At 69.9% G+C, this 22,526-nt stretch carries 19 protein-coding genes; 13 read left to right on the top strand and 6 right to left on the bottom strand.

The window, feature by feature from the left end; translation table 11 throughout:
* The first annotated feature begins 86 nt into the window (after nucleotides 1–86).
* From mutS to WC555_RS05425, 6 genes are all read left to right on the top strand, one after another.
* Nucleotides 87–2,780 carry a DNA mismatch repair protein MutS gene (gene mutS / locus WC555_RS05400; RefSeq protein ID WP_373251862.1) on the top strand — a complete coding sequence of 898 codons (2,694 nt, stop codon included), beginning with the start codon at nucleotides 87–89 and terminating at the stop codon, nucleotides 2,778–2,780.
* Nucleotides 2,777–5,467 (top strand): [protein-PII] uridylyltransferase, encoded by a 2,691-nt coding sequence (gene glnD, locus WC555_RS05405; protein WP_373251865.1) that lies wholly within the window; start codon nucleotides 2,777–2,779, stop codon nucleotides 5,465–5,467. The genes mutS and glnD overlap by 4 nt, the downstream gene beginning before the upstream one ends.
* Nucleotides 5,468–5,476: 9 nt before the next feature.
* Complete coding sequence (gene murJ, locus WC555_RS05410) at nucleotides 5,477–7,186, top strand: murein biosynthesis integral membrane protein MurJ (protein ID WP_373251866.1); 1,710 nt, start codon at nucleotides 5,477–5,479, stop codon at nucleotides 7,184–7,186.
* 41 nt (nucleotides 7,187–7,227) lie between these two features.
* A complete protein-coding gene (gene trpS, locus WC555_RS05415) occupies nucleotides 7,228–8,271 on the top strand; it encodes a tryptophan--tRNA ligase (RefSeq protein WP_373251867.1) in 1,044 nt (347 codons plus the stop codon).
* 67 nt (nucleotides 8,272–8,338) lie between these two features.
* The gene (locus WC555_RS05420; RefSeq protein WP_373251868.1) at nucleotides 8,339–9,028 is read left to right on the top strand and encodes a GNAT family N-acetyltransferase; all 690 of its coding nucleotides are present in this window, start codon (nucleotides 8,339–8,341) and stop codon (nucleotides 9,026–9,028) included.
* Between the two features lie 438 nt (nucleotides 9,029–9,466).
* Nucleotides 9,467–10,021 carry a hypothetical protein gene (locus WC555_RS05425; protein ID WP_373251871.1) on the top strand — a complete coding sequence of 185 codons (555 nt, stop codon included), beginning with the start codon at nucleotides 9,467–9,469 and terminating at the stop codon, nucleotides 10,019–10,021.
* Between the two features lie 119 nt (nucleotides 10,022–10,140).
* On the opposite strand, the gene WC555_RS05430 is transcribed toward WC555_RS05425, so the two are convergent.
* From WC555_RS05430 to WC555_RS05440, 3 genes are all read right to left on the bottom strand, one after another.
* Nucleotides 10,141–11,106 (bottom strand): hypothetical protein, encoded by a 966-nt coding sequence (locus WC555_RS05430; RefSeq protein ID WP_373251874.1) that lies wholly within the window; start codon nucleotides 11,104–11,106, stop codon nucleotides 10,141–10,143.
* Between the two features lie 200 nt (nucleotides 11,107–11,306).
* Entirely contained in the window at nucleotides 11,307–12,653 is a 1,347-nt protein-coding gene (locus tag WC555_RS05435) for an RsmB/NOP family class I SAM-dependent RNA methyltransferase (RefSeq protein ID WP_373251923.1), read from the bottom strand.
* A 47-nt stretch (nucleotides 12,654–12,700) separates the two neighbouring features.
* The gene (locus WC555_RS05440; RefSeq protein WP_373251876.1) at nucleotides 12,701–14,689 is read right to left on the bottom strand and encodes a potassium transporter Kup; all 1,989 of its coding nucleotides are present in this window, start codon (nucleotides 14,687–14,689) and stop codon (nucleotides 12,701–12,703) included.
* Nucleotides 14,690–14,863: 174 nt separating this feature from the next.
* On the opposite strand from WC555_RS05440, the gene WC555_RS05445 reads away from it, so the two are divergent.
* Entirely contained in the window at nucleotides 14,864–15,334 is a 471-nt protein-coding gene (locus tag WC555_RS05445; protein WP_373251878.1) for an Rrf2 family transcriptional regulator, read from the top strand.
* 31 nt (nucleotides 15,335–15,365) lie between these two features.
* Nucleotides 15,366–16,145 carry an SDR family NAD(P)-dependent oxidoreductase gene (locus WC555_RS05450; protein WP_373251880.1) on the top strand — a complete coding sequence of 260 codons (780 nt, stop codon included), beginning with the start codon at nucleotides 15,366–15,368 and terminating at the stop codon, nucleotides 16,143–16,145.
* Here the strand turns inward: WC555_RS05450 and WC555_RS05455 are convergent.
* Nucleotides 16,142–16,840: a MarC family protein gene (locus WC555_RS05455; protein ID WP_373251881.1), complete on the bottom strand. Its 699-nt coding sequence runs from the start codon at nucleotides 16,838–16,840 to the stop codon at nucleotides 16,142–16,144. The genes WC555_RS05450 and WC555_RS05455 overlap by 4 nt on opposite strands.
* Nucleotides 16,841–16,935: 95 nt before the next feature.
* Between WC555_RS05455 and pyrF the strand changes: the two genes are divergently transcribed.
* Nucleotides 16,936–17,667: an orotidine-5'-phosphate decarboxylase gene (gene pyrF / locus WC555_RS05460; protein ID WP_373251883.1), complete on the top strand. Its 732-nt coding sequence runs from the start codon at nucleotides 16,936–16,938 to the stop codon at nucleotides 17,665–17,667.
* Here pyrF and WC555_RS05465 read toward each other — a convergent pair.
* Nucleotides 17,664–18,563 (bottom strand): hypothetical protein, encoded by a 900-nt coding sequence (locus WC555_RS05465; protein ID WP_373251886.1) that lies wholly within the window; start codon nucleotides 18,561–18,563, stop codon nucleotides 17,664–17,666. The genes pyrF and WC555_RS05465 overlap by 4 nt on opposite strands.
* A gap of 145 nt (nucleotides 18,564–18,708) precedes the next feature.
* The gene (locus tag WC555_RS05470) at nucleotides 18,709–18,945 is read right to left on the bottom strand and encodes a DUF1674 domain-containing protein (protein ID WP_373251888.1); all 237 of its coding nucleotides are present in this window, start codon (nucleotides 18,943–18,945) and stop codon (nucleotides 18,709–18,711) included.
* An 84-nt stretch (nucleotides 18,946–19,029) separates the two neighbouring features.
* On the opposite strand from WC555_RS05470, the gene htpX reads away from it, so the two are divergent.
* The 4 genes from htpX (at nucleotide 19,030) to WC555_RS05490 (ending at nucleotide 22,460) form a co-directional block, all read left to right on the top strand.
* Entirely contained in the window at nucleotides 19,030–19,974 is a 945-nt protein-coding gene (gene htpX, locus WC555_RS05475) for a zinc metalloprotease HtpX (protein ID WP_373251890.1), read from the top strand.
* A 50-nt stretch (nucleotides 19,975–20,024) separates the two neighbouring features.
* Nucleotides 20,025–20,582 (top strand): hypothetical protein, encoded by a 558-nt coding sequence (locus tag WC555_RS05480; protein ID WP_373251892.1) that lies wholly within the window; start codon nucleotides 20,025–20,027, stop codon nucleotides 20,580–20,582.
* A 97-nt stretch (nucleotides 20,583–20,679) separates the two neighbouring features.
* The gene (locus tag WC555_RS05485) at nucleotides 20,680–21,912 is read left to right on the top strand and encodes an argininosuccinate synthase (protein ID WP_373251894.1); all 1,233 of its coding nucleotides are present in this window, start codon (nucleotides 20,680–20,682) and stop codon (nucleotides 21,910–21,912) included.
* A gap of 86 nt (nucleotides 21,913–21,998) precedes the next feature.
* The gene (locus tag WC555_RS05490; protein ID WP_373251896.1) at nucleotides 21,999–22,460 is read left to right on the top strand and encodes a translation initiation factor IF-2; all 462 of its coding nucleotides are present in this window, start codon (nucleotides 21,999–22,001) and stop codon (nucleotides 22,458–22,460) included.
* Nucleotides 22,461–22,526: the final 66 nt, after the last annotated feature.

Raw genomic sequence — 22,526 nt, forward strand, 5'->3', positions numbered from 1 at the left:
CCGCCTGCCGGGCTTGTCGCAGTGCGGCAGAGCTTGCGCAAGACGCTTGAGGCGCGGCGCGCAATCCTTCACCTTGCGGCGCTCCCATGAACGCCCCCCTCGTCCACCCTCCGAAAGCCGACGCGGTCCCGTCCAGCGAGGGGACGACGCCGGTCATGGCCCAGTTCCTGGCGGCCAAGGCCAGTCAGCCCGACGCCATCGTGTTTTTCCGCATGGGCGATTTCTACGAGCTGTTCTTCAAGGACGCCGAGATCGCCTCCGCGGCCCTCGGCATCACCCTGACCAAACGCGGCAAGCATCAGGGTCAGGACATCCCCATGGCCGGGGTGCCGGTCCATGCGCTCGACGGCTATCTGGCCCGCCTGATCCGCCAAGGGTTCAAGGCCGCCATCTGCGAACAGCTGGAAGCCCCGGCCGAGGCCCGCAAACGCGGCTCCAAGGCCGTGGTCCACCGCGACATCGTCCGCGTCGTCACCCCCGGCACCCTGACCGAGGACAGTCTGCTGGACGCACGCGGAGCCAACCGTCTGGCCGCCGTCTCGATCCGCAAGGGACGCGCCGCCGTCGCCGTGGTGGAGCTGTCGGCCGGCTCGGTCGACGCCGTCGCCTGTTCGCTGGAAGACCTCGGCGCCACCCTCGCCTCGTTCAGGCCGTCCGAGGTCCTCGTGCCCGATCGCCTGTTCTCCGACGAGGCGACGAAGGCCGCGCTCGACGGCTCGGGCGGCGTGGTCCAGGCCCTGCCCCAGGCGCTGGCCGAGCCGGTCGGCGCTCGCGCCCGGGTCGAGCGGATGTACGGCGTCGCCTCGCTGGACGGCTTCGGCGCCTTCGAGGAGGCCGAGGTCTCGGCCCTCGGGCTGATCGCCGCCTATCTGGAGACGACCCAGGCCGGAAAGATCCCCGCCCTGGCCCCGCCGCGCCGTTCGGGCGACAGCGGTTTCCTCGCCATCGACCCCGCGACCCGGCTCAGCCTCGAGATCGACCGCACCCAGCGCGGCGAACGCGACGGCTCGCTGCTGGCCTGTATCGATCGCACCGTCACCTCGGGCGGTGCGCGGGCCCTGGCCGAGCGGATCGCCCGTCCGCTGCGCGACACCACAGCCATCAACCATGGACTCGACGCCGTCGAATGGCTGCTGGAGCGTCGCGACCTGCGGCGCGACCTGCGCGACGGCCTGCGGGCCTCGTCCGACGTGGCCCGCGCCACCTCGCGCCTCGTGCTGGGCCGCGGCGGTCCGCGCGACCTCGCCGCCATCCGCACCGGCCTGTCGATCGCCGAAGGCATCGCCGGCCTGTTCCCGCCCGCCCGCGATCCGCTGACCGGCCCGCCCGCGCGCATCGTCGCCGCCCTGGACCGACTGGCCCTGTCGCCGGAGCTCGGCCGCCTGCTGATCGATCTCGCCGAGGGTCTGGTCGCCGAGCCCCCGCACCTGGCCCGCGACGGCGGCTTCGTCTCGGCCGGCTACCGCCCCGAGCTGGAAGAGGCCCGCCGCCTGCGCGACGACAGCCGTCGCGTCGTCGCCGATCTTGAGGCCCGCGCCGTGGCCGAAGCCGGCGTGCCGTTCAAGATCCGCCACAACGCCGTCCTCGGCTATTTCCTCGAGACCAGCGCCAAGGCCGCCGAACCGCTGCTGCGTCCCTCGGGCGAGAGCCCCTTCATCCACCGCCAGACCCTCGCCAACCAGGTCCGCTTCACCACCGTCGAACTGTCCGAGCTGGACGCGAAGATCAGCCAGGCCGGTCACCGCGCCCTCGCCATCGAGGGCGAGACCTTCGAGGGCTGGCGCACGGCCGTGCAGTCGCTGGCCCAGCCGCTGCAAGCCGTGGCCGAAGCCCTCGCCGAACTGGACGCCCACGCGGCGCTGGCCGAATGGGCTGAAGAAGTGGGCGCCGTCCGACCCGCCGTCGACGATACGACCTGTTTCGAGGTCACCGCCGGCCGCCATCCTGTGGTCGAGGCGGCGGTCAAGGCGCAGGGCGACCCGTATACGCCGAACAACTGCAAGCTCGACGGATCGGGGGCCGGCTGCGCCCGCCTGTCGATCGTCACCGGGCCGAACATGGCCGGCAAGTCGACCTTCCTGCGCCAGAACGCGCTTCTGGTCGTGCTGGCCCAGGCCGGGGCCTTCGTGCCCGCCCGCGCCATGCGGCTGGGCGTGGTCGACCGTCTGTTCAGCCGCGTCGGCGCCGGCGACGATCTGGCCCGCGGCCGCTCCACCTTCATGACCGAGATGGTCGAGACCGCCGCCATCCTGACCCAGGCCACGGACCGCAGCTTCGTGGTGCTGGACGAGATCGGCCGCGGCACCGCCACCTATGACGGCCTCGCCATCGCCTGGGCCGTCGCCGAGGCCCTGCATGACCGCAACCGCGCCCGCACCCTGTTCGCCACCCACTATCACGAGCTGGCGGGCCTTGAGACGCGTCTGGCCCACGTCTGCAACCTGTCGATGGTCGCCAGGGAATGGAACGGCGACCTCGTGTTCCTGCACGAGGCCGCGCCCGGCGCCGCCGATCGCAGCTACGGCGTCCAGGTGGCCAGACTGGCCGGGGTTCCAGCCGCCGTCGTGACCCGCGCCCGCGAAGTGCTGGACCGGCTGGAAGGCGAGAAGAACGCGGCCATCAGTCTGGATGACCTGCCCCTGTTCGCCATCGCCGAGCCGGCCCGCCCGCCCCTTTCATCCGCCGTCGAGGACGCGCTCCAGGCCATCGAGCCCGACGAGCTGTCGCCGCGCGAGGCGCTGGAGGTCCTGTACCGGCTGAAGGGTCTGGGTCGCCGGTGACCCCCGCCCTCGACGACCGGCTGATCGAGGCCGCGTCCGCCCCCGATGTGCGCAAGGCGGTCGCCGCCATCCTGCGCGAAAATTATGACGCCGCCCGCGCCCGCGCCGCCCGCCGCCTCGACGCCGGCGGCGAGGGGGTCGAGGTGGCCCGGCTCTATTCGAGCGCCGCCGACGACCTGCTGACCGCCTTGTGGCGGTTCACGACCGAGACCCTCTATCCCGCCCACAACCCGACCGAGGCCGAGCGGCTCAGCCTGATCGCGGTGGGTGGTTACGGCCGGGGCGTGCTGGCGCCCTTCTCGGATCTCGACCTGCTGTTCCTGCGCCCGTGGAAATCGATCCCGCGCACCGAGCAGGTGATCGAGTTCATGCTCTACGTCCTGTGGGACCTGGGCCTGAAGGTCGGCCAGGCGGCGCGCTCGATCGATGAATGCCTGGCGCTCGCGAAGTCCGACATGGTCATCCGCACCACCCTGCTCGAGGCCCGGCCGCTGGCCGGAGACGACCGGCTGGCAGAGGACTTCATCGTTCGTTTCCGGGCCGTGGTGATCAGGGCCGACCCGCGCCCCTTCATCGCCGCCAAGCTGGAAGAACGAGACCTCCGTCACCAGAAGGCCGGCGCCGTCCGCTATCGCGTGGAGCCGAACGTCAAGGACGGCAAGGGCGGCCTGCGCGACCTCAACACCCTGTTCTGGATCGCCCGCTCGCTGGCCCCGGAAAGCCCGTTGGGCGCCCGTGTCCTCGACGATCTGCTGACAGCGCGCGAACGACGAACCTTCGAGGAGGCCTTCGATTTCCTGTGGCGCACCCGGGCGCACCTGCACCTGACCGCGGGCCGCGCAGAGGAAAAACTGACCTTCGACTTCCAGCCCGAGGTCGCGCGGCGCATGGGGTGGCGCGGTCGCGGCGACGAGCCGGCGGTCGAGCGTTTCATGCGCCGGTATTTCCTCGTCGCCCGCGACGTCGGCGCCCTGACCCGCGCCATGTCGGCCAAGCTGGAGGCGCGTCAGCAAAAGCCGACCATGAGCCTGTCGCGCCTGATCCCGGGCCGCAAACGCAAGCTGGGCGTCGAGGGCTTCATTGAGGACGCCGGTCGCCTGTCCGTCACGGGTCCCGGGATTTTCGCCGCGGCCCCCGAGAAACTCCTGATGCTGTTTCGCTGCGCCGACGAGCATGACCTCGACCTGCATCCCGACGCCTTCTCGGCCGTCAGCCGCTCGCTGTCGCTGGTCACGCCGTCCCTGCGCCGCGACCCCGAGGCGACCCGCGCCTTCCTCGACATCCTGGCCCACGGCCAGCGCCCCTACCGCGTCCTGACGCTGATGAACGAGACGGGTCTGCTGGGCCGGTTCCTGCCCGAATGGGGACGGATCGTCGGCCAGACCCAGTTCAACATGTACCACGCCTATACGGTCGACGAGCACACGCTGCAGGCCATCGGCATCATCAATGACATCTGGCGCGGCAAGCTGAAGGCCGACCATCCGGCCTCGACCGAGATCGTCCACCGCATCGACGACTTCGAGGCCCTGATGCTGGCCATGCTGCTGCATGACGTCGGCAAGGGCGGCGACCGGGGCCAGCTGGAAGACGGGGCCATCGCCGCGCGCCGAGCCTGCGACCGGCTGGGTCTCGATCCGCGCCGCACGGAATTCGTGGTCTGGCTGGTCCGCAATCACCTGGCCCTCAGCGACTACGCCCAGAAGCGCGACGTCTCCGACCCGGCGACGGTCCGCGCCTTCACAAGGCTGGTCGGCGACCCCGAACGGCTGCGGACCCTGCTGATCCTGACCGTGGCCGACATCCGCGCCGTCGGCCCGGGCGTCTGGAACGCCTGGAAGGGCAACCTCATCCGCGACCTCTACCAGCGCACCGAGGGCGTGTTCCGGGGCGAGGACATGACCCATGCCGACCCGCTGGACGACTATCCCGATCTGGTCGCCCGGGCCCGGGCTGATGGTGCGGCCGCGGAAGCCGTGACCGTCGGCGGGAGCGAGGACGATGAGCGGGCCGCCACCCGCGTCGCCGTCGCGGCCCGCGACCGGCCAGGCCTGTTCGTCGATCTGGCCGACGCCCTCGCCGCCGCCGGGGCGGATGTCGTCGGCGCCCGCGTGGCCACCGCCCGCGACGGCACGGCCCTGGACGTGTTCGAGCTTCAGGACGGCGGCGGCGCTCCCTATGGTCAGTCCGAGCCGCGCCGCCTGACCCGGCTGATCGAGGGACTGGAAACCGCCGCGCGCGGCGGCGTCCCGACAGCGCCGGCCCCCACCGCGCCGCATAACCCTCGCCGCGCCGCCTTCGACGTCCGGCCGACCGCCATGATTGATCTGGACGAGAGCCCCTCGGCCGCGGTGGTCGAGGTCTCGGGCGCGGACCGCCCCGGTCTGCTGGCCGATCTGGCCCGCGCCTTCGCCATTCACCGGCTGTCGATCCGTTCGGCCCATATCGCCGGCTTCGGCGAACGCGCGGTCGACAGCTTTTACGTCACCGACGCGGCGGGCCAGAAGCCGAAGCCGGGCCCACAGCTGGATGCCCTTCGCGCCGATCTGGAAGCCGTCCTCGACTTCACCGAGCGCGGCGATCACCGAGTCTCGGCTCCCGTCCGGGCCAGCCTGCGCGACGTCTCCGAGGTCGGCCGCCGCCGATCGACGCAGGAGCCGGTATCGCGCGCGCCGGAACCACGCTAAGGCGCTGACATGGCCAGAAAGATCGACCCCGAAGCCGAGCCGATCGAGGCCGCGCCGCCCGTGCCTTCGGCCACGGCGACGACCGATCCGATGATTCAGCCCCCCGCCTCGGCCATCACTTCGCGCAAGGGCGGCGGGATGATGCGGTCGTCGGCGATTTTCAGCGGCCTGACCCTGGTCAGCCGCTTCGCCGGGTTCGCGCGCGACATCCTCATTTCGGCGGCGCTGGGCGCCTCGGTCGGCCCGGCGGCGGACGCCTACAATACGGCGCTGAACTTCCCCAATCTGTTCCGCCGCATCTTCGCCGAGGGGGCCTTCGCCGCCGCCTTCGTGCCGGCCTACGCCAAGACGCTCGAAACCGAGGGCGAGGCCGTCGCCGACAAGATCGCCACGGATGCGCTGGCGGCGGTGGCGTTCGCCACCTTGGCGCTGACCATCGTCGCCCAGCTGGCCATGCCGTGGCTGATGGCCGTGATCAACGTCGGTTTCCTCGACGATCCTGCGCGTTTCAAGCTGGCGGTCGTCCTGACCCAGATCACCATGCCCTACCTGCCCTGCATGGCCGTCGCGGCCCTGCTCAGCGGCGTGCTGAACGCCCGGGGCAGGTTCATCGTCTCGGGCGCCTACCCCATCCTGCTCAACCTCATCATGCTGGTCGCCGTGATCCCGGCGCAAGGCGGTCAGATCGGCGCGGCCTATGCAGCGTCCTGGGCCGTGCTCGTGGCGGGCATATCGCAGGCCGGCCTGTGCTGGTGGGCGGCGCGCCGGGCGGGGGCCGACATCCGCCTGGCCCTGCCGCGGCTGACGCCGGCGGTGAAGGCCATCATCATCACCGCCATTCCCGCCGCCATCGGCAATTCGGCGACCCAGATCAACGTCTTCATCTCGGGCAACCTGTCCAGCTTCGTGGCCGGCGGCCGGACCTGGCTGGCGACGGCCGACCGTCTGTACCAGCTGCCGCTGGGCCTGGTCGGCGTCGCCATCGGCATCGCCCTTCTGCCGCGCCTGTCCCGCGCGGTGGCGTCGCAGGATCACGGCCAGCAGCAGGCCTCGATGGATGAGGCCCTGACCCTGTCCATGGCCCTGACCCTGCCGGCCGCCGCGGCCCTGATGGCCATGCCCTATTTCCTGATCGACGCCCTGTTCACGCGGGGCGCCTTCCTGCAGATCGACGCCGTCAATACGGCGCGCGCCCTGTTCCAGTTCGGCTGGGGCGTGCCGGCCTTCGTCCTGATCCGCATCCTGGCGCCCGCCTTCTTCGCCCGGCGGGACACGCGCACGCCGATGATGTTCGCCCTGGTCTCCGTGGCGGTGAACGCGGCCTTGGCCATCGGCCTGTTCAACCTCGGTTGGGGCATAGCCGGCATCGCGGCGGCGGTTTCCGCCGCCGCCTGGACCAATGTGATCCTGCTGGCCGTTACGCTCTGGCGGCGCGGGCTCTACCGGCCGAGTCCGCTGGCTCTGGCGCGCCTGGCGCGGATCGGCCTGTCCGCCGCCGGTCTGGCGCTGATCGTCGGTCTGGCGGCCGCCAGCCGGTCCCGGATCGAGGCGCCGGTGGCCGATATCCTCGGCGCCGTCGGCGTCGGCGTGGGCGCCAAGGAGGCCGCCCTGCTGCTGGTCACCGCCGCCGGCGGACTAGCCTACATCGGTCTGGCCTTCGCCACCCGGGCGATCACGCCGGCCGAGGTGAAGGGCCTGCTGCGGCGAACCGGCAAGTAACGGCTTGCTCCTTGGGCGGCGGTCGGGCATTGCGCCTCGACATGACCGACGCCTCCCCCGCCGTTCCGGCCTATCAGGGCCCTCGCCGCGTTCTCAGCGGCATCCAGGCCTCCGGCGCCCTGCATCTGGGCAACTATCTGGGGGCGTTGAAACGCTTCACCCAGCTGCAGGACACGGGCGCGCCCTGCTTCCTGTTCGTGGCCGATCTGCACGCCATCACCGTCTGGCAGGACCCGGCCCTGCTGACCGCCCAGACGCGCGAGATCGCCGCCGCCTACCTGGCGTCCGGCCTCGACCCGGCGCGCTCGATCATCTGGCCGCAGTCGGCTGTGCGCGCCCATTCGGAGCTGGCCTGGATCCTGAACTGCGTCGCCCGCCTCGGCTGGCTGGACCGCATGACCCAGTTCAAGGAGAAGACCGGCAAGCACAAGGAGCGGGCCTCGGTCGGCCTCTACACCTATCCGGTGCTGCAGGCCGCCGACATCCTGCTGTACAAGGCCACCGAGGTGCCGACCGGCGAGGACCAGAAACAGCATCTGGAGCTGACCCGCGACATCGCCCAGAAGTTCAACACCGACTTCAACGCGCCGGGCTTCTTCCCCCTGCCCGAGCCCCTGACCCAGGGGCCGGCGCCGCGGGTCATGAGCCTGCGCGACGGGGCGGCCAAGATGTCCAAGTCCGATCCGTCGGACCAGTCGCGCATCAATCTGACCGACGACGCCGACGCCATCACGGCCAAGATCCGCAAGGCCCGCACCGACCCGGACCCGCTGCCCGAGACGCTGGAAGGCCTCGAGGGCCGCGCCGAGGCGAAGAACCTCGTCACCCTCTATGCGGCCCTGGCCGACATGAGCCGTGAGGCCGTGCTGGCCGAGTTCGCCGGCCAGGGCTTCGGCGCCTTCAAGCCGAAGCTGGCCGATCTGGCCGTCGCCTCCATGGCGCCGGTGACCGCCGAGATGCGCCGGCTGATGGCGGACACGGGCGAGATCGACCGCGTCCTCAAGGACGGCGCCGAACGCGCCGCCGCCATCGCCGATCCGGTGGTGGACGAGGTCAAGAAGATCGTCGGCTTCTGGCGCGCCTGACGGCGGATTTCGGACGCCGCGCTTCGGCCCCTCTGGCGCCCCGTAGCGCTTGCGGTAGACAGGGCCGATGAGCCCGCCCCATCCGCTGGACCGCGCCGTCTGGAACGCCCTGACCACCCGGCAGGCGCCCCGAGCCCTGGTCCGGGGCGAGGTGCGTCGCTTCGATCCGGCCTTCGCCCTGTTCGCGGCCGCCGGCGGCGGCGCCGACGACGCCGACTGGGTCGCGCTCGCCCGCGCGACCGGTCCGCTCGCCCTGTTCGAGGCCAACCCGGTCGTGCCGCGCGGTCTGGTCGAGGTCGATCGGATCGACTGCCTGCAGATGACGGCGGAGAGGGTGGCCTCCGGCGGCCGCGACATCGCCTTCGAGCCCCTGACCGACGCCGACGGCCCGGAGATGCTGGCGCTCGCCACCCTGACCCGGCCGGGTCCCTTTTTCTCGCAGACCCACCGTCTGGGTCCCTTCATCGGCGTTCGACGCGAAGGGCGGCTGATCGCCATGGCGGGCGAGCGTCTGACGCTCGACGGTTTCAGCGAGGTCAGCGGCGTCTGCACCCATCCGGACCACCGCGGCGAGGGCTACGCCGGCGTGCTGATGCGGGCCGTGACCCGGCGCATCCTCGACCGCGGCGACACGGCCTTCCTGCACGCCCGGGCCGGGCACGCGGACACCATCGCCTTTTACGAGACCCTCGGGTTTTCGGTGCGGACGCCCGTCGCCTACATGGTGCTGGACGAGCCGGAGATGTCTCCAGAGTAGCGGGTCGGTCCCGAAAAATTGTGAAGGCCGGGCGCCCGGGCCGGAGGTCGCGGGCGTTTTGCGAAAGCCGGCGCCTGGACGGCGGCGGCGGAGGGTTCAGCACTGTCAAAGACCAGGCCCGGCGGGCCTCTGGTCAGTATCCACGGCCGTGCGTCAGAAACGGACGCAGGGGTGGGAAGGCCGTCGTTCCGTCTTGAGGCGAAGGGGCGGGAGTGGCGGGTTTCGGGGACGGGAGTCGCGGGTCGGAGGGGGCGAGAGTCTTCATGTCCGCCGGCGGCCTGGCGCCGTGTGACGCACCTGAGGGGGAGCGAGCCTCCACCGTGGGGCCGGTTCAATACGCATCGAAGTCACAGGCGACGAACGTCCGCGTCTGGCCCCGGAGGCCGTGTCCGCTGACGACCCGTTGCGGACATCAGCCGTCTCGCAGATTATGGCAGCATGACTTTTCCGACAAAGCTCGCCTTCATCCATCCGATCTGGTTCCTCGTGCTCACGGTCGTCGCATTCGTCGCGCCGCTCTTCACCATGAACGCGGACATTGGTGCGATGGTCGCGATAGCGTTGATGTCCGTCTGGGTGCTCCTGCTTCCCCTCGGATGGGCGCACGGCATCTACCGGGGGTCGAGGTCAGCGCTCGCCAGGATCGGCGCGGTTGGCCCGAGCCGTGACTGGGTATTCTACATCGCCGAGGTCGGCGTCGTCTGCCTTCCGATTTTTGGTTTGGGAAGCAACATCGTAGAGGTATCTGGGGAAGCTCTTAACGGCATGTTCGGCTTCGGCATGCTCGCGCTCATCGCCAGCTATTTCACGTCCCTGTGGCTCGCTTCGGCGGCTCTGGTGGCATCCGAGGATGGAACGTCGAAGGTCGCGATCCACAAGGTCGTGGGGACGTTTCTGCTGATGGTCTACTGGATGATAGGCGCGTGGGTGATGCAGCGTCGCTTGAAGACGATGCGTGAGGCGCTCACGGTTGGTGGATCGTCTGTCGAATAGGCGTGTCTCCGAAGTTCCGCTTTTCAGCCTCAGATTGCGGTCCGCTTGCGACCCATCGCGGACATTCGCGGGACAGGACGGGCAACGGATACCAACCCCTTGGTGACGCGACTTTCCATCTAGTCCTCGCCCTCGACCGGATCAGCCTCTTGAGCGCCCCGATACTCCCGCGCGATGTTGTCCGAAATCGCGTGCACCTGACTGTTCTGGCTGATGCGGGCCCACGTCGCCCCGTACAGGCCCTCCAGATAGGCTGTGTCCCAACCGCTTAAACCGGCCACGGCAGTCGGATCGTCGAACAGATTGAGGATGGTGTCGAAGCGGCGGGTATCTGCGTCAGGATCAATCTGGGCCAGAGCGACCATGGCGATGTAATCGCTCAGTTGGGCCAGCGTCACGTCGCCCAGTCTGTCGACATCCACAATCACAAAGGTACGCTTCAGGTCCTGCCGATATTGCGCAGACAGGCGCGAAACGCTTCTCACCGGCGTGTTCGGAGCGAACTCGAACACCGAACTGGAGTTGCCGCTCATCGGGCTGCATGACAAGTTGCACTGGCCCGGCATCCGCACGACGGACTGGCCGGTATCCGAATCCGTCGGCTGACTGACATTCCACCAGCGGACGACCTGTCCGGAGTTCATGAACCGGTCCAAGGCAGCGCCACCGCGGTCCATTCCGCTTCCGCCCGGACGGAACAGCACGGGCCTCATGGCGACAAAGTCTTCGGCGAAGGCGTCGGCGTCAGTGGTGGCGATGATAAGGATGGTTGGAGCGCAGGACGGTTGGCCGGCGGTCAGACCCAGCTCGCGGGCTACGTCCGAGACGCGGTCGACCAGGTACTGGGCGATCTCGGGCTGGAGATTGGCCACGCCGACGCAGACGCCCCTGTGCCACCGGGCCATGCCGCGCCTGCGGACCGGAGCCGCCACCTCGTTGACGAACTCTTCAGCGGCGTCTTCCAGCCGCCGGGCGTCGACGACGACATCTTCGAGACGAATATAGGGGTCGGGGTCAACAGGCGCCCGGGGCGCGGGCGTCTGGGGCAAGACAAGAGCGGCGGCGACCATGAGGGTGGTGAGCATGAGCGTTTTCCAGTCCGGACGTTACCTCTCCAAGTATCACACCCGAGGGAACGTTGCTATCTATACGCGCGCGATCTCAGCGTCTCGCGTGGTGCTCACAGCTTCATAGAACCCGCACCCGGGCTGACGTCCGCTAGCCACCCTCAGCGGACATTCCCTGCGTCCGCTGTCCGGGCGTCAGCGCACCCGGACGCCCACTCTCAGCCCACCCGGTCGAGCCGGGCGATGAAGAAGCCGTCGAGGCCGCCCTTTTCAGCCCACATGGAGGGCAGGATGCGCAGCCAGCCCTCGGGGGTCAGGGCTTCGTCAGGCGCGCCGATGTCGGCGGGGACGGCGGGCGTCGTTTTGAAGGCCGGGTTGCGGCGCAGGAAGGCGATGATCTGGGTCTCGCCCTCCTCGCGCTCCAGCGAGCAGACGCAATACACCAGCCGTCCGCCCGGCTTGACCCGTTCGGCGGCGGCGTCGAGCAGGCGGTGCTGGACGTCGGCCAGCTTGGCGACGTCGGCGGGCTTGGTGGCGCGCAGGACTTCGGGGTTGCGGCGGAAGGTGCCGGTGGCGGTGCAGGGGGCGTCGAGCAGGACGGCGTCGAAGGTGCGGGCGTCGTCCCAGTCCTCGGCGGGCGTGGCCACGACCTCGGCGGTCAGGCCCGTGCGGGCCAGATTCTCTTCCAGCCGCTTGAGGCGCACCGCCGAGCGGTCCAGCGCCACCACCGTCGCGCCCGAGGCCGCCAGCTGCAGCGTCTTGCCGCCCGGGGCCGCGCACAGGTCGATGACCGTCTCGCCCGCCTTCGGGGCCAGCAGGCGTCCGGGAACGGCCGCGGCCGCGTCCTGGACCCACCAGACGCCGTCGTCGAAGCCCGGCCAGGCCGAGATGTCGCCCCGGATGCCGGTGCGGACGGTCCCGCCCGGCAGGACCTCGCCCTCGACGGCTTCGGCCACGGCGGCGGGATCGACCCCGGGCTTGACGCTGAGGTCCGTCGCCGGCTCCTCGCGCGCGGCCAGGGCCAGGCCGATCAGGGTCGACTCGCCATAGGAGGCGCGCCAGCGGGCGGCCAGCCATTCGGGCAGGTTGCTCTCGGCCGTGGTCAGGCCGGGACCCTCGCGGTCGATGCCGCGCAGGACGGCGTTGACCAGATTCTTGTAGGGGCGCGTCTTGGGTTCGCGCTCGGCCAGTTTGACCGCCGTCGACACCGCCGCGAAGGCCGGCGTCTCGAGGATCAGCATCTGGGCCAGGGCCACGCGCAGGATGGTGCGCACGGCCAGGGGCGGGCCCTTCTGCAGCTTGCGGTCCAGGATCTGGTCGATCTCGCCCAGGCGGCGCAGGGCCGCCATGGCCACGGCGCGGGCGAAGGCCCGGTCCGGGCCGGGGAGGCTGGAGACCTCGCGGAACGACAGGGCCGCGTCGAGCCCGCCCCGGCCTTCGAGGGCGGCGTTCAGCAGCACGCCGGCGGCGATCCGCGCCTCGACGCCGATGTCGGGGCTGTCATCGACGACCTCGACCCGGGCCGGGCGCGGCGCACGGGTTCCGGCGCGCGCCTTGTCGGCCATGCGGCGGCCGCGGGCGGCGGAGCTGCGCCCCTGTTCCGGCGGGCGGCTCACACCGCCACCTGGGCGCCGAGCTCGACCACGCGTCCCGGCGGGATGTGGAAGAAGTCGGTCGGGTTGGCGGCGTTGCGGGTCAGGAAGATGAACAGCCGGTCCTGCCACAGCGGCATGCCCTGGGTGGCGGAGGCGATGACGGAGCGGCGGCCGAGGAAGAAGCTGGTCGACATGATGTCGAACTTCAGACCCTGTTTGCGGCACACGCCCAGCGCTTTCGGCACATTGGGCTGCTCCATGAAGCCGTAGCTGATGGTCAGCTTCTTGAAGTCGTCCGAGATCGGCTCGATCGTGACGCGTTCGCTGTCGGGCACGCGCGGCCGGTCGGTGGTGCGCACGGTCAGGATGACGTTCTTCTCGTGCAGCACCTTGTTGTGCTTGAGATTGTGCATCAGGGCGACCGGGGCGACGTCGGGGTCGGAGGTCAGGAAGATGGCCGTGCCGGGCGCGCGGTGCGGCGGGCGGGCCCGCAGCATCTCGATCAGGTCGGTCAGCGGCAGGCTGTCCTTGCGGGTCTTTTCCGACAGGATCTGGGTGCCGCGCACCCAGGTCCACATCAGCAGCACCAGGGCCGCGCCCAGCACCAGCGGCATCCAGGCCCCGTCCGGAATCTTCAGCAGGTTGGAGGTCAGGAAGACGGTGTCGATGAAACCGAACGGGATCAGCGAGCCCAGCACGGCCCAGACCGGCCAGTTCCACTTATGCCGGATGACGAACCAGGCCATCAGGGTGTTGATCAGCATCACCCCGGTCACCGCCACGCCATAGGCGGCGGTCAGGTTGTGGGAGCTCTGGAATACGAACAGCAGAACCAGCACGCCGATCATCAGCAGATTGTTGACCGCCGGCACGAAGATCTGGCCGGCCTGGGTCTCGGAGGTGTTCTTGATCTCGATGCGGGGCAGCAGGCCCAGCTGGACGGCCTGCTGGGTCACCGAGAAGGCGCCGGTGATGACGGCCTGGCTGGCGATCACGGTGGCGGCGGTGGCGAGGGCCAGCATCGGCCAGTAGATGGCGGTCGGCACCATGCTCCAGAACGGATTCTCGGCGGCGCCGGGATGGGACAGGATCAGGGCGCCCTGACCCAGATAGTTCAGGGTCAGACAGGGCAGGACGAAGCCGACCCAGCCGATGCGGATCGGCGCCTTGCCGAAATGGCCCATGTCGGCGTAGAGCGCCTCGGCCCCGGTCACGGCGAGGAAGACGCTGCCCAGGATGATGAAGCCGAGGAAGCCGTCCTTGAACAGCAGCATCACGCCATAGTGCGGCGACAGGGCGCGCAGGATCGAGACGTCGTCGAAGATGTGGATCAGGCCCAGCACGCCCAGGCTGAGGAACCAGACGGCGGTGATCGGGCCGAAGAACCGCGCCAGACCCGCCGTGCCGCGCGCCTGGACCAGGAACAGGGTGATCAGTATGCCCGCCGAGATGGGCACGATGAAGGGATCCAGCTTGCCGCCGACGCCGGGGGCGTCCTTGACGCCCTCGATCGCCGACAGGACCGAAATGGCCGGGGTGATGATGCCGTCGCCATAGAACAGCGCCGCGCCGCAGATGCCGAGGATGAAGATGAAGGCGCTGCGCCGGCCGACCGCGTGGGTGGCCAGGGCCATCAGGGCCAGGGTGCCGCCCTCGCCCTTGTTGTCGGCCCGCATGAGGAACATGACGTATTTGAACGTCACCACGATCATCAGCGCCCAGAAGGCCAGCGAGACCACGCCGATCACGGCCAGATCGCCGCCGACGCCACGCTGGGCGTGGCCGATGGCCTCGCGCAGGGCGTAGAGCGGGCTGGTGCCGATGTCGCCGAAGACGACGCCGATGGCGCCGATGACCAGGCCCCATTTGCCGGCCTTGACGTGGCCGCCCTCGCCGGCCGCCGCGGGATGCGGATGGGCCGGGGCGACGGACTTGTCGGAGGGTGTGGGAGAGTTCGAGGCGGCGGCGCCGGCGCCGTCTTCACCTTGGGGAGAGGCCCCGGCCATAGAGTTCCTCCGGGACCCCGCACAACGCGGTTCCCATCAAAAGAGCGGCGAGCCTTTAGGCCCTTTCATTCCGCGGTTCAATCGTGCTGCGAGTGCGAAGGTTGCACAACAGCCCGCCCTGAAGTCGTCCGGTTTGTGAAAGAGGGCCGCAAGGCCTATCTTGAGACCTGAACCATGTCAGACAGCCAACGTTTTCCCGTCGCCGCCCACACCCTGGCCTATCTGGCCCACAAGGGCGCCTTCTCGCCCGCCGATGCGGCGGCGAGCGCGGTTCTGGCCGCCTCCATCCCGACCAATCCCGTCGTCGTGCGGCGCGTGACCGCCCTGCTGGCGAAAGCCGGCCTGATCGCCACCCGCCCCGGCGCCTCGGGCGGGGCCTGGCTGCTGCACCGGCCGGAAGACATTTCGCTGGAGACCGTGCTGCGCGCCGTCAACGGCTGCGCCCACCTGGGTTCGCCGCCGGCGGGGGCCAAGGGCTGTCCGGTCAGCGAACATATCCCGCGTCAGGTGGCCAAGGCCCTGACCGCCGCCGACCAGGCCGCCGGCGCGGCCCTGTCGAAGATCACCATCGCCGACCTGCTGGACCACGAGCCGGCGTCGCTGGCCGCCTTCGCGCCCCACGCCTCCTGTCCGGTCGCCGCCTGAGATGAGCCTGCCCTCGCGGCCGAGGCCGGTCATGCTGGTCACCGGCGCGTCCGCCGGCATCGGCGCGGCCCTGGCCCGGGTCTATGCAGAGGAAGGCTGGGACCTGGTGCTGACCGCCCGGCGCGAGGGCCCGCTGAACGCCCTGGCCGAAGACCTGTCCCACAGGGGCGCCAGCACGGTCCTGACGGAGGATCTCGCCGATCCCGACGCGCCGCGCCGGCTGTTCGACGCGGTGGGCGCGCGCGGCCTGCACATCGACGGCCTGATCAACAACGCCGGCTTCAGCCGCACGGCGGGGTTCCTCAACACCGACCCGGCCGCCCACGCCGCCATGATCCGCGTCATGCTGGCCGCGCCGGTCGAGCTGGCCCGGCTGTTCGCCCCCGGGATGGTCGAGCGCGGCTTCGGCCGCATCCTGAACGTCGCCTCGCTGGCGGGACAGATGCCGGCCACGGGCGGCGACACCCTGTACGGGCCGATCAAGAGCTTCCTGATCAAGGCCTCGCAGGGGCTGCACCTCGAACTGCGCGGGACAGGCGTCCACGTCACCGCCCTGTGCCCCGGCTACACCCTGACCGAGTTCCACGACGTCAACGGGACCCGCGAGGAGGTCTCGACCGCCTATCCCGCCTGGATGTGGCAGACGGCCGACCATGTGGCGCGGGTCGGCTACGCCGCCTGCGAGGCCAACCGGCCCAGGGTCACGCCGGGGGTGATGAACAATGTGCTGGCGGGGCTGGCGAAACACCTGCCCGACCGCATGGCCCTGAACATGGTCGGCGGCCATGCGAAACGGCTGAAGCGGATCTAGTGACCGCCCTGGGGATACGGCGTCGTCACCGCCCCCGAGATCATGCCGGGCAGGGCTTCGGACAGGCCCATCAGGATGAACTGGATCGCCAGGGCGCACAGGATCAGGCCCAGCACCCGGACGATGATGGCCATCCCGACCTCGCCCAGCAGCCGGCTGATCGGGACGGTCAGGGCGAAACAGGCGAAGGTGGCCAGTCCGGCCGCGACGATGGCCGCCACCCCGGCCGCCTGGCCGGCCGGACCGATCTTCTCGGCCTCCCCCGCCTGGATGATGATGGTCGAGATGGCGCCGGGCCCGATCAGCAGCGGCATGGCGAACGGCACCACCAGCCGCTGGAACCGGCGACGGGCGTAGCCGCGCACATCGGCGGCGTCGGCCACCGCATCGGCGTCGGCGAACATCTTGAGGAAATCCTCGCGGGTCATGTCGAGTCCCAGCAGCAGCAGCAGGATGCCGCCCGCGATCCGGAAGGCCGCCAGCGAAATGCCGAAGAACTGCAGCAGCCCCAGGCCGGTGAAGAAGAAGAAGGCCAGGAAGGCGACGATGAACAGGCAGATCAGGAACGACACCGACAGCCGCTGGCGCATGCTGGCGCCCGCCGTCGCCGCGGCGAAGATCGGGATATTGCCGATCGGATCCACCAGGGCGAACAGGGCCACGAACAGGTTGACCCCCAGATCGACCGCGTCCATGTGCTGACCTCGCCCTTGCCCATTCACGTCCCGCGGCCATCAAGGCTGACGCCTGCCCGCGCGTCCAGCCCTAGCCGTTCAGGAGGAGCGACGCCATGACCGCCTTGACGACCGCCGCAAAATCGGACCCCCGCCTGATCGTCGGTCTGGACCTGCCGTCGGTCGACGCGGCCCGGGCCATGGTCGAGCGGCTGGGCGACGCCGTCAGCAGCTACAAGATCGGCCTGACGCTTCTGGCCCGGCCCGGCGGCGTCACCTTCGCCCATGCGCTGCGGGCGGCGGGCAGGTCGGTGTTCCAGGACTGGAAGCTGCACGACATCGGCGCCCAGGTCGAAGGCGCGGCGCGGGCCGTGGCCGAGGGCGGCTGCGACCTGCTGACCGTCCACGCCGAGCCGCAGGTGATGCGCGGGGCGGTCAAGGGACGCGACGCGGCGGGATCGGACACGAAACTGCTGGCCGTCACCGTCCTGACCAGCCTGTCGGACGCCGACCTGTCAGAGCTCGGCTACGGCTTTTCCGCGGCCGGCCTGGTCGAACGGCGGGTGCGGCAGGCGCTGGACTGCGGCGTCGACGGCGTGGTGTCGAGCCCGCTGGAAGCGGCCCGGGTGCGCGAGATCGCCCGGGACGCCGGCCGGCCCGATTTCCTGATCGTCACGCCCGGCGTGCGGCCCGCCGGCGCCGACAGGGGCGACCAGCAGCGGGTGGCGACGCCCGCCGAGGCCCTGGGCGCCGGCGCGAGCCATCTGGTCGTCGCCCGGCCGGTGGTCGGGGCCGCCGATCCCGCCCAGGCGGCGGCGGCGATCGTGGCGGAGATGCGCGCCGTCTAGCCGCGCTCGCCCGGTTCCTGGCTGTAGCGCTGCCGGGGCGGCGGGGCTTCGCCGCCGATGCCGTAATACTGGTTCGGCGTCATCGGGGCTTCATAGACCGGCGCGGGCGGCGGTTCCGGCGCATAGCCGTACGGGGCCGGCTCGGGCGCATGGACGTAAGGCTCGCCATCCCGACCATCGGGGCGGCAGTCGCAATCGCGCCGCCCGTCCATATAGCCCCGGTCGTATTCGCGGGCGCCGATGACAGGGTCGCCGCCCCGTTCTTCATGGCGCCCGTCCCGGCGGCCGTGGTCCGCGTCGCGATAGTCGGCGCGGGCCTCGAACGACCCGTATTCCTCGTACGATTCGTACCGGCTTTCCTCGTAGCGGCTCTCTTCCCGGGATTCGCGCCGCTCGCTGTAGCCGTAGCGGCCGCCGCGGTCGCCGTCCTCATAGTAGCGGGAGCCGCAGACGGGGACATGGCGCTCGTCGCGGCCGAAGCCGCCCAGCACATAGCCGAAGGGGGCGGGGGCGCAGGCGCGACCCTCGTAGACGGCCTCGTTGTAGATCGGGACGCCGTAGAAGCCGCCGCCGTCGCCGCCATAGCCGCCGCCGACATAGACCGTACCGCCGCCGACCGCGCCGCGCGCGCCGCCGACAGTGTAGCTGCGGGCGTTCAGATACGACCGGGCCGAAGCGCCGGCGTAGGCGCTGGCGCTGGCGCTGGCGCTGGCGTTCGCATTGACGTTGACGTTGATGTTTCGGCTGCCGCCGGCGTGGCCGCCGCCGCCGCATCCCGAGCCGCAGCCGGGGCGTCCGCCGCCGGGATGGCCGCCGCCTGTCGGACCGCCGGCGAGGGCGGGGCCGGCGGCGAGAATCAGAAAGGCGGCTCCGGCCGCGACGGTAAGCATACGCATGAGACGAACTCCGGTGTTGAGCCGTTGTAAGTCTCTGGAAAGACAAAGGGTTCGGATTGCACCAAAGGGGGGAAACGGGAGGCGATTCATTCCCCCGGGACCCTTCAATTTAACCTTACCGGCGCCGTTCAGGCCGGGGCGGGCGTCAGAAATCGACCGCCAGACCCTTCTTCTCCCAATCGCCATAGCGCGTCGGTTCGGGACCGCGCGGACCGCCGTGCTCGATCGGAAGGTCCGCCTTCGCCCCGGCCGCGCGGCGCCCGGCGGCCTCCAGCAGGGCGCGGCGCGCGGCCTCGCTCAGCGGCCGTTCGGGCGTGGCGTGGGGCACGTCGCCGTTCAGGGCCGGAGCGGCGGCGGTCTCGGGGGTGGGATGATCGGTCACAGCGGCCTCGCCTTGAGCTGGGCGTTGATCTCCACAAGGTAGGGGTTCGCCCCGCAGGCGCCAGCACCGATCCAGTAAAACGACATGAATCACCTGAAAACCTTTGCGCTCCTGGCGGCCCTGACGGCCCTGTTCATGGGCGTCGGCTATATGATCGGCGGCGTGACCGGCATGCTGATCGCCCTGGTCTTCGCCGGCGGGCTGAACCTGTTCAGCTACTGGAACGCCGACAGGATCGTCTTGAAGATGTACCGGGCCCAGCCGGTCGACGAACAGCATCCCAACGCCGTGGTCCGCGCCTATGTCGCGGACGTGGTGCAGATGGCGCGGGACGCCGGTCTGCCCCGGCCCGTCGTGGCCATCATCCCCAACGACCAGCCCAACGCCTTCGCCACCGGCCGCAATCCGGCCAACGCCGCCGTCTGCGCCACCACCGGCCTGCTGGACATGCTGACCCGCGACGAGATCCGCGGCGTGATGGCGCATGAGCTGGCCCATGTGAAGAACCGCGACACCCTGACCATGACGGTCACCGCGACGGTGGCGGGCGCGATCGCCGCCCTGGCCAATTTCGGCCTGTTCTTCGGCGGCGGCGACGACCGCGAACGGCCCGGCGGGATCATAGGGACCCTGGCCCTGATGATCCTCGCCCCCATGGCGGCCGGTCTGGTGCAGATGGCCATCAGCCGCTCGCGCGAATACGAGGCCGACCGCATCGGCGCGGAGATCGCCGGCGACCCCCGGGCCCTGGCCGCGGCGCTGCAGAAGATCGACGCCTACGCCCGCCGCATCGTCAATGTGACGGCGGAGCGCAATCCGGCTTCGGGCCAGCTGTTCATAATCAACCCGCTGGCCGGACGCGGCGCCGACAATCTGTTCTCGACCCACCCGGCCACCGGCAACCGGGTGAAGGCGTTGGTCGAGCTGGGTACGAAGATGGGTCTGGCGCCGCGCCGGGCGGATTTCGTCGGGGCGCGGGTCTCGACCAGCGTGCCCACGACGCCGTCGCGTGCGGGGCCCTGGGGCTGACAACTCGATCCCGAATTGAAATCATCGCAGCCTGACCCTGGAGGGCGAAAATGACATTTTCAGAGATTGACGGACCCCGACTCCCCACGGACCAGGACCTTCTGATCGACTTCCTCGTTGATCTGAGGTCCGATCTGGACTTCTGGACGTCCGAAGCCGGCGAAAACCCTGACATCGAAGGCTCGGTCCTGTGGCCCGATATCGAGGTCAGAAGGCTGGCGAGGGCGGCGTTCGAAGACGGCGTTGATGCGAGATTGTCCCAGATAATTTCCGCTCTGACGAACAACTGGCTTCTTTATGAGCCGGCCCTTCAGGTCAACGGCTTGACTGGTCCCAATCTGGTCTTGAAGACAACGATGGCTGCCGGGTTTCGCAATCCGGCGCCCGACCGGACCCGATCAACCCGGCGCATGTTCGGGGACCTCAGCCGCTATCTGGGAGTGGCGTCATCCATTCTCAGCAGCCTCAAGGACGTGCTGGAAAACAAGATGCCGTGGTGGGCCAAGCTCCTGGTCGAGCTGGTCAAGGAGTTCGTTGATATGGCGGAGGCCCAGGCCGCCGCCAGATCCGAGCCCCCGCCCCCGCAAGGCGGCAGCTTCACGCTTTGAGGCCCGCCCCATTCCCGCCCTTGCATCGCGGGGCGTCTGGTCCTTTAAGCGCGCGCAACACCGCTGACGCCTCCCCGCGTTCGTTGAAGGATTCCGCATGACCCAGCCCGCCCCCAAGAAGGTCGTCCTCGCCTATTCCGGCGGTCTGGACACCTCGATCATCCTGAAATGGCTGCAGACCCAATACGGGGCGGAGGTCGTGACCTTCACCGCCGACCTGGGCCAGGGCGAGGAGCTGGCGCCGGCGCGCGAGAAGGCGCTGAAGATGGGCATCAAGCCCGAGAACATCTTCATCGACGACCTGCGCGAGGAATTCGTGCGCGACTACGTCTTCCCCATGTTCCGGGCCAACGCCCTGTACGAGGGCCAGTATCTGCTGGGCACCTCGATCGCGCGGCCGCTGATCGCCAAGCGCCAGATCGAGATCGCCCGCATGGTCGGCGCCGACGCCGTCTGTCACGGCGCCACCGGCAAGGGCAACGATCAGGTCCGCTTCGAGCTCGGCTACTATGCGCTGGAGCCCGACATCCGCGTCATCGCCCCGTGGCGCGAATGGGACTTCAAGTCGCGCGAGCACCTGCTGGACTTCGCCGAGAAGCACCAGATCCCGATCGCCAAGGACAAGCGCGGCGAGGCCCCGTTCAGCGTCGACGCCAACCTTCTGCACTCGTCCAGCGAGGGCAAGGTGCTGGAGGATCCGTCGGTCGAGGCCCCCGAATTCGTCCACCAGCGCACCCTGTCGCCCGAGGACGCGCCCGACGTGGCCACCGTCATCACCATCGGCTTCGAAAAGGGCGACCCGGTCTCGATCAATGGCGAGGCGATGTCGCCGGCGACCCTGCTGACCGCCCTGAACCAGTACGGCCACGACAACGGCATCGGCCGCCTGGACCTGGTCGAGAACCGCTTCGTCGGCATGAAGTCGCGCGGCGTCTATGAGACCCCCGGCGGGACCATTCTTCTGGCGGCGCACCGGGGCGTCGAGTCCATCACCCTCGACGGCGGGGCCATGCATCTGAAGGACGAGCTGGCGGTCAAATACGCCCATCTGGTCTATAACGGCTTCTGGTTCTCGCCCGAGCGCGAGATGCTGCAGGCGGCCATCGACCATTCGCAGACGAAGGTCTCGGGCACGGTGCGGGTCAAGCTGTACAAGGGCAACGCCACCGTCATCGGCCGCGAGAGCGCCGAGAGCCTGTACGATCAGGAGCTGGTCACCTTCGAGGACGGCGCCGTCGCCTATGACCAGAAGGACGCCGCCGGCTTCATCAAGCTGAACGCCCTGCGGCTGCGGGTGCTGGGCAAGCGGGACGCGCGCGACCGGGGCTGACCGGCGAATTGATCTCGCCCGGCTGGCGGATATCCGTCATTCTGACGGGAAGGAGCCCGAGCTCCTTCCCGCATCAGGAAGCCGTCATGTCCATCCGAATGATCCTCGCCGCCGCGGCCGTTCTGGCCCTCGGCGCCCCCGCCTTCGCCCAGGACGCGCCGGCCGCGGCGCCGGCTACGCCGCCGGCCGCCGGGGCGGTCGATCCCGCCGAAGCCGCGCTGGAAGCCAGGGGCGAGGCCTTCGGCGCCCGTATGCAGACGATGGGGGCCGAGATGCAGTCCGCCATCACCGCGGCGGCCGGCGACCAGACCGCCGCTGACGCCGCGCTGGACGCCATCGTCGCCCGGTACCAGCCGGAAGCGGACGCCTTCAGCGCCGAACTGAAAACCTTCTTCGACGCCAGGGCGACGACCGGCACGGAGGAAGAAAAGGCCGAGATGGCGACGGCGGCCTCGACCGTCGTGCCGATGATCCAGGGCCTGCCCGCCATGGTGCGCGGCCGGATCCAGCAGGCCGCCGCCGCACCCGCTCCCGCGACGCCGCAGTAAGGTATTGACGCAAAAGGCGGCGGGATCGCACCCGCCGCCTTACCGCGATTTCACTTGAGACAGGAC

It is taken from the genome of Brevundimonas sp., assembly GCF_041648615.1.
GTDB lineage: Bacteria > Pseudomonadota > Alphaproteobacteria > Caulobacterales > Caulobacteraceae > Brevundimonas.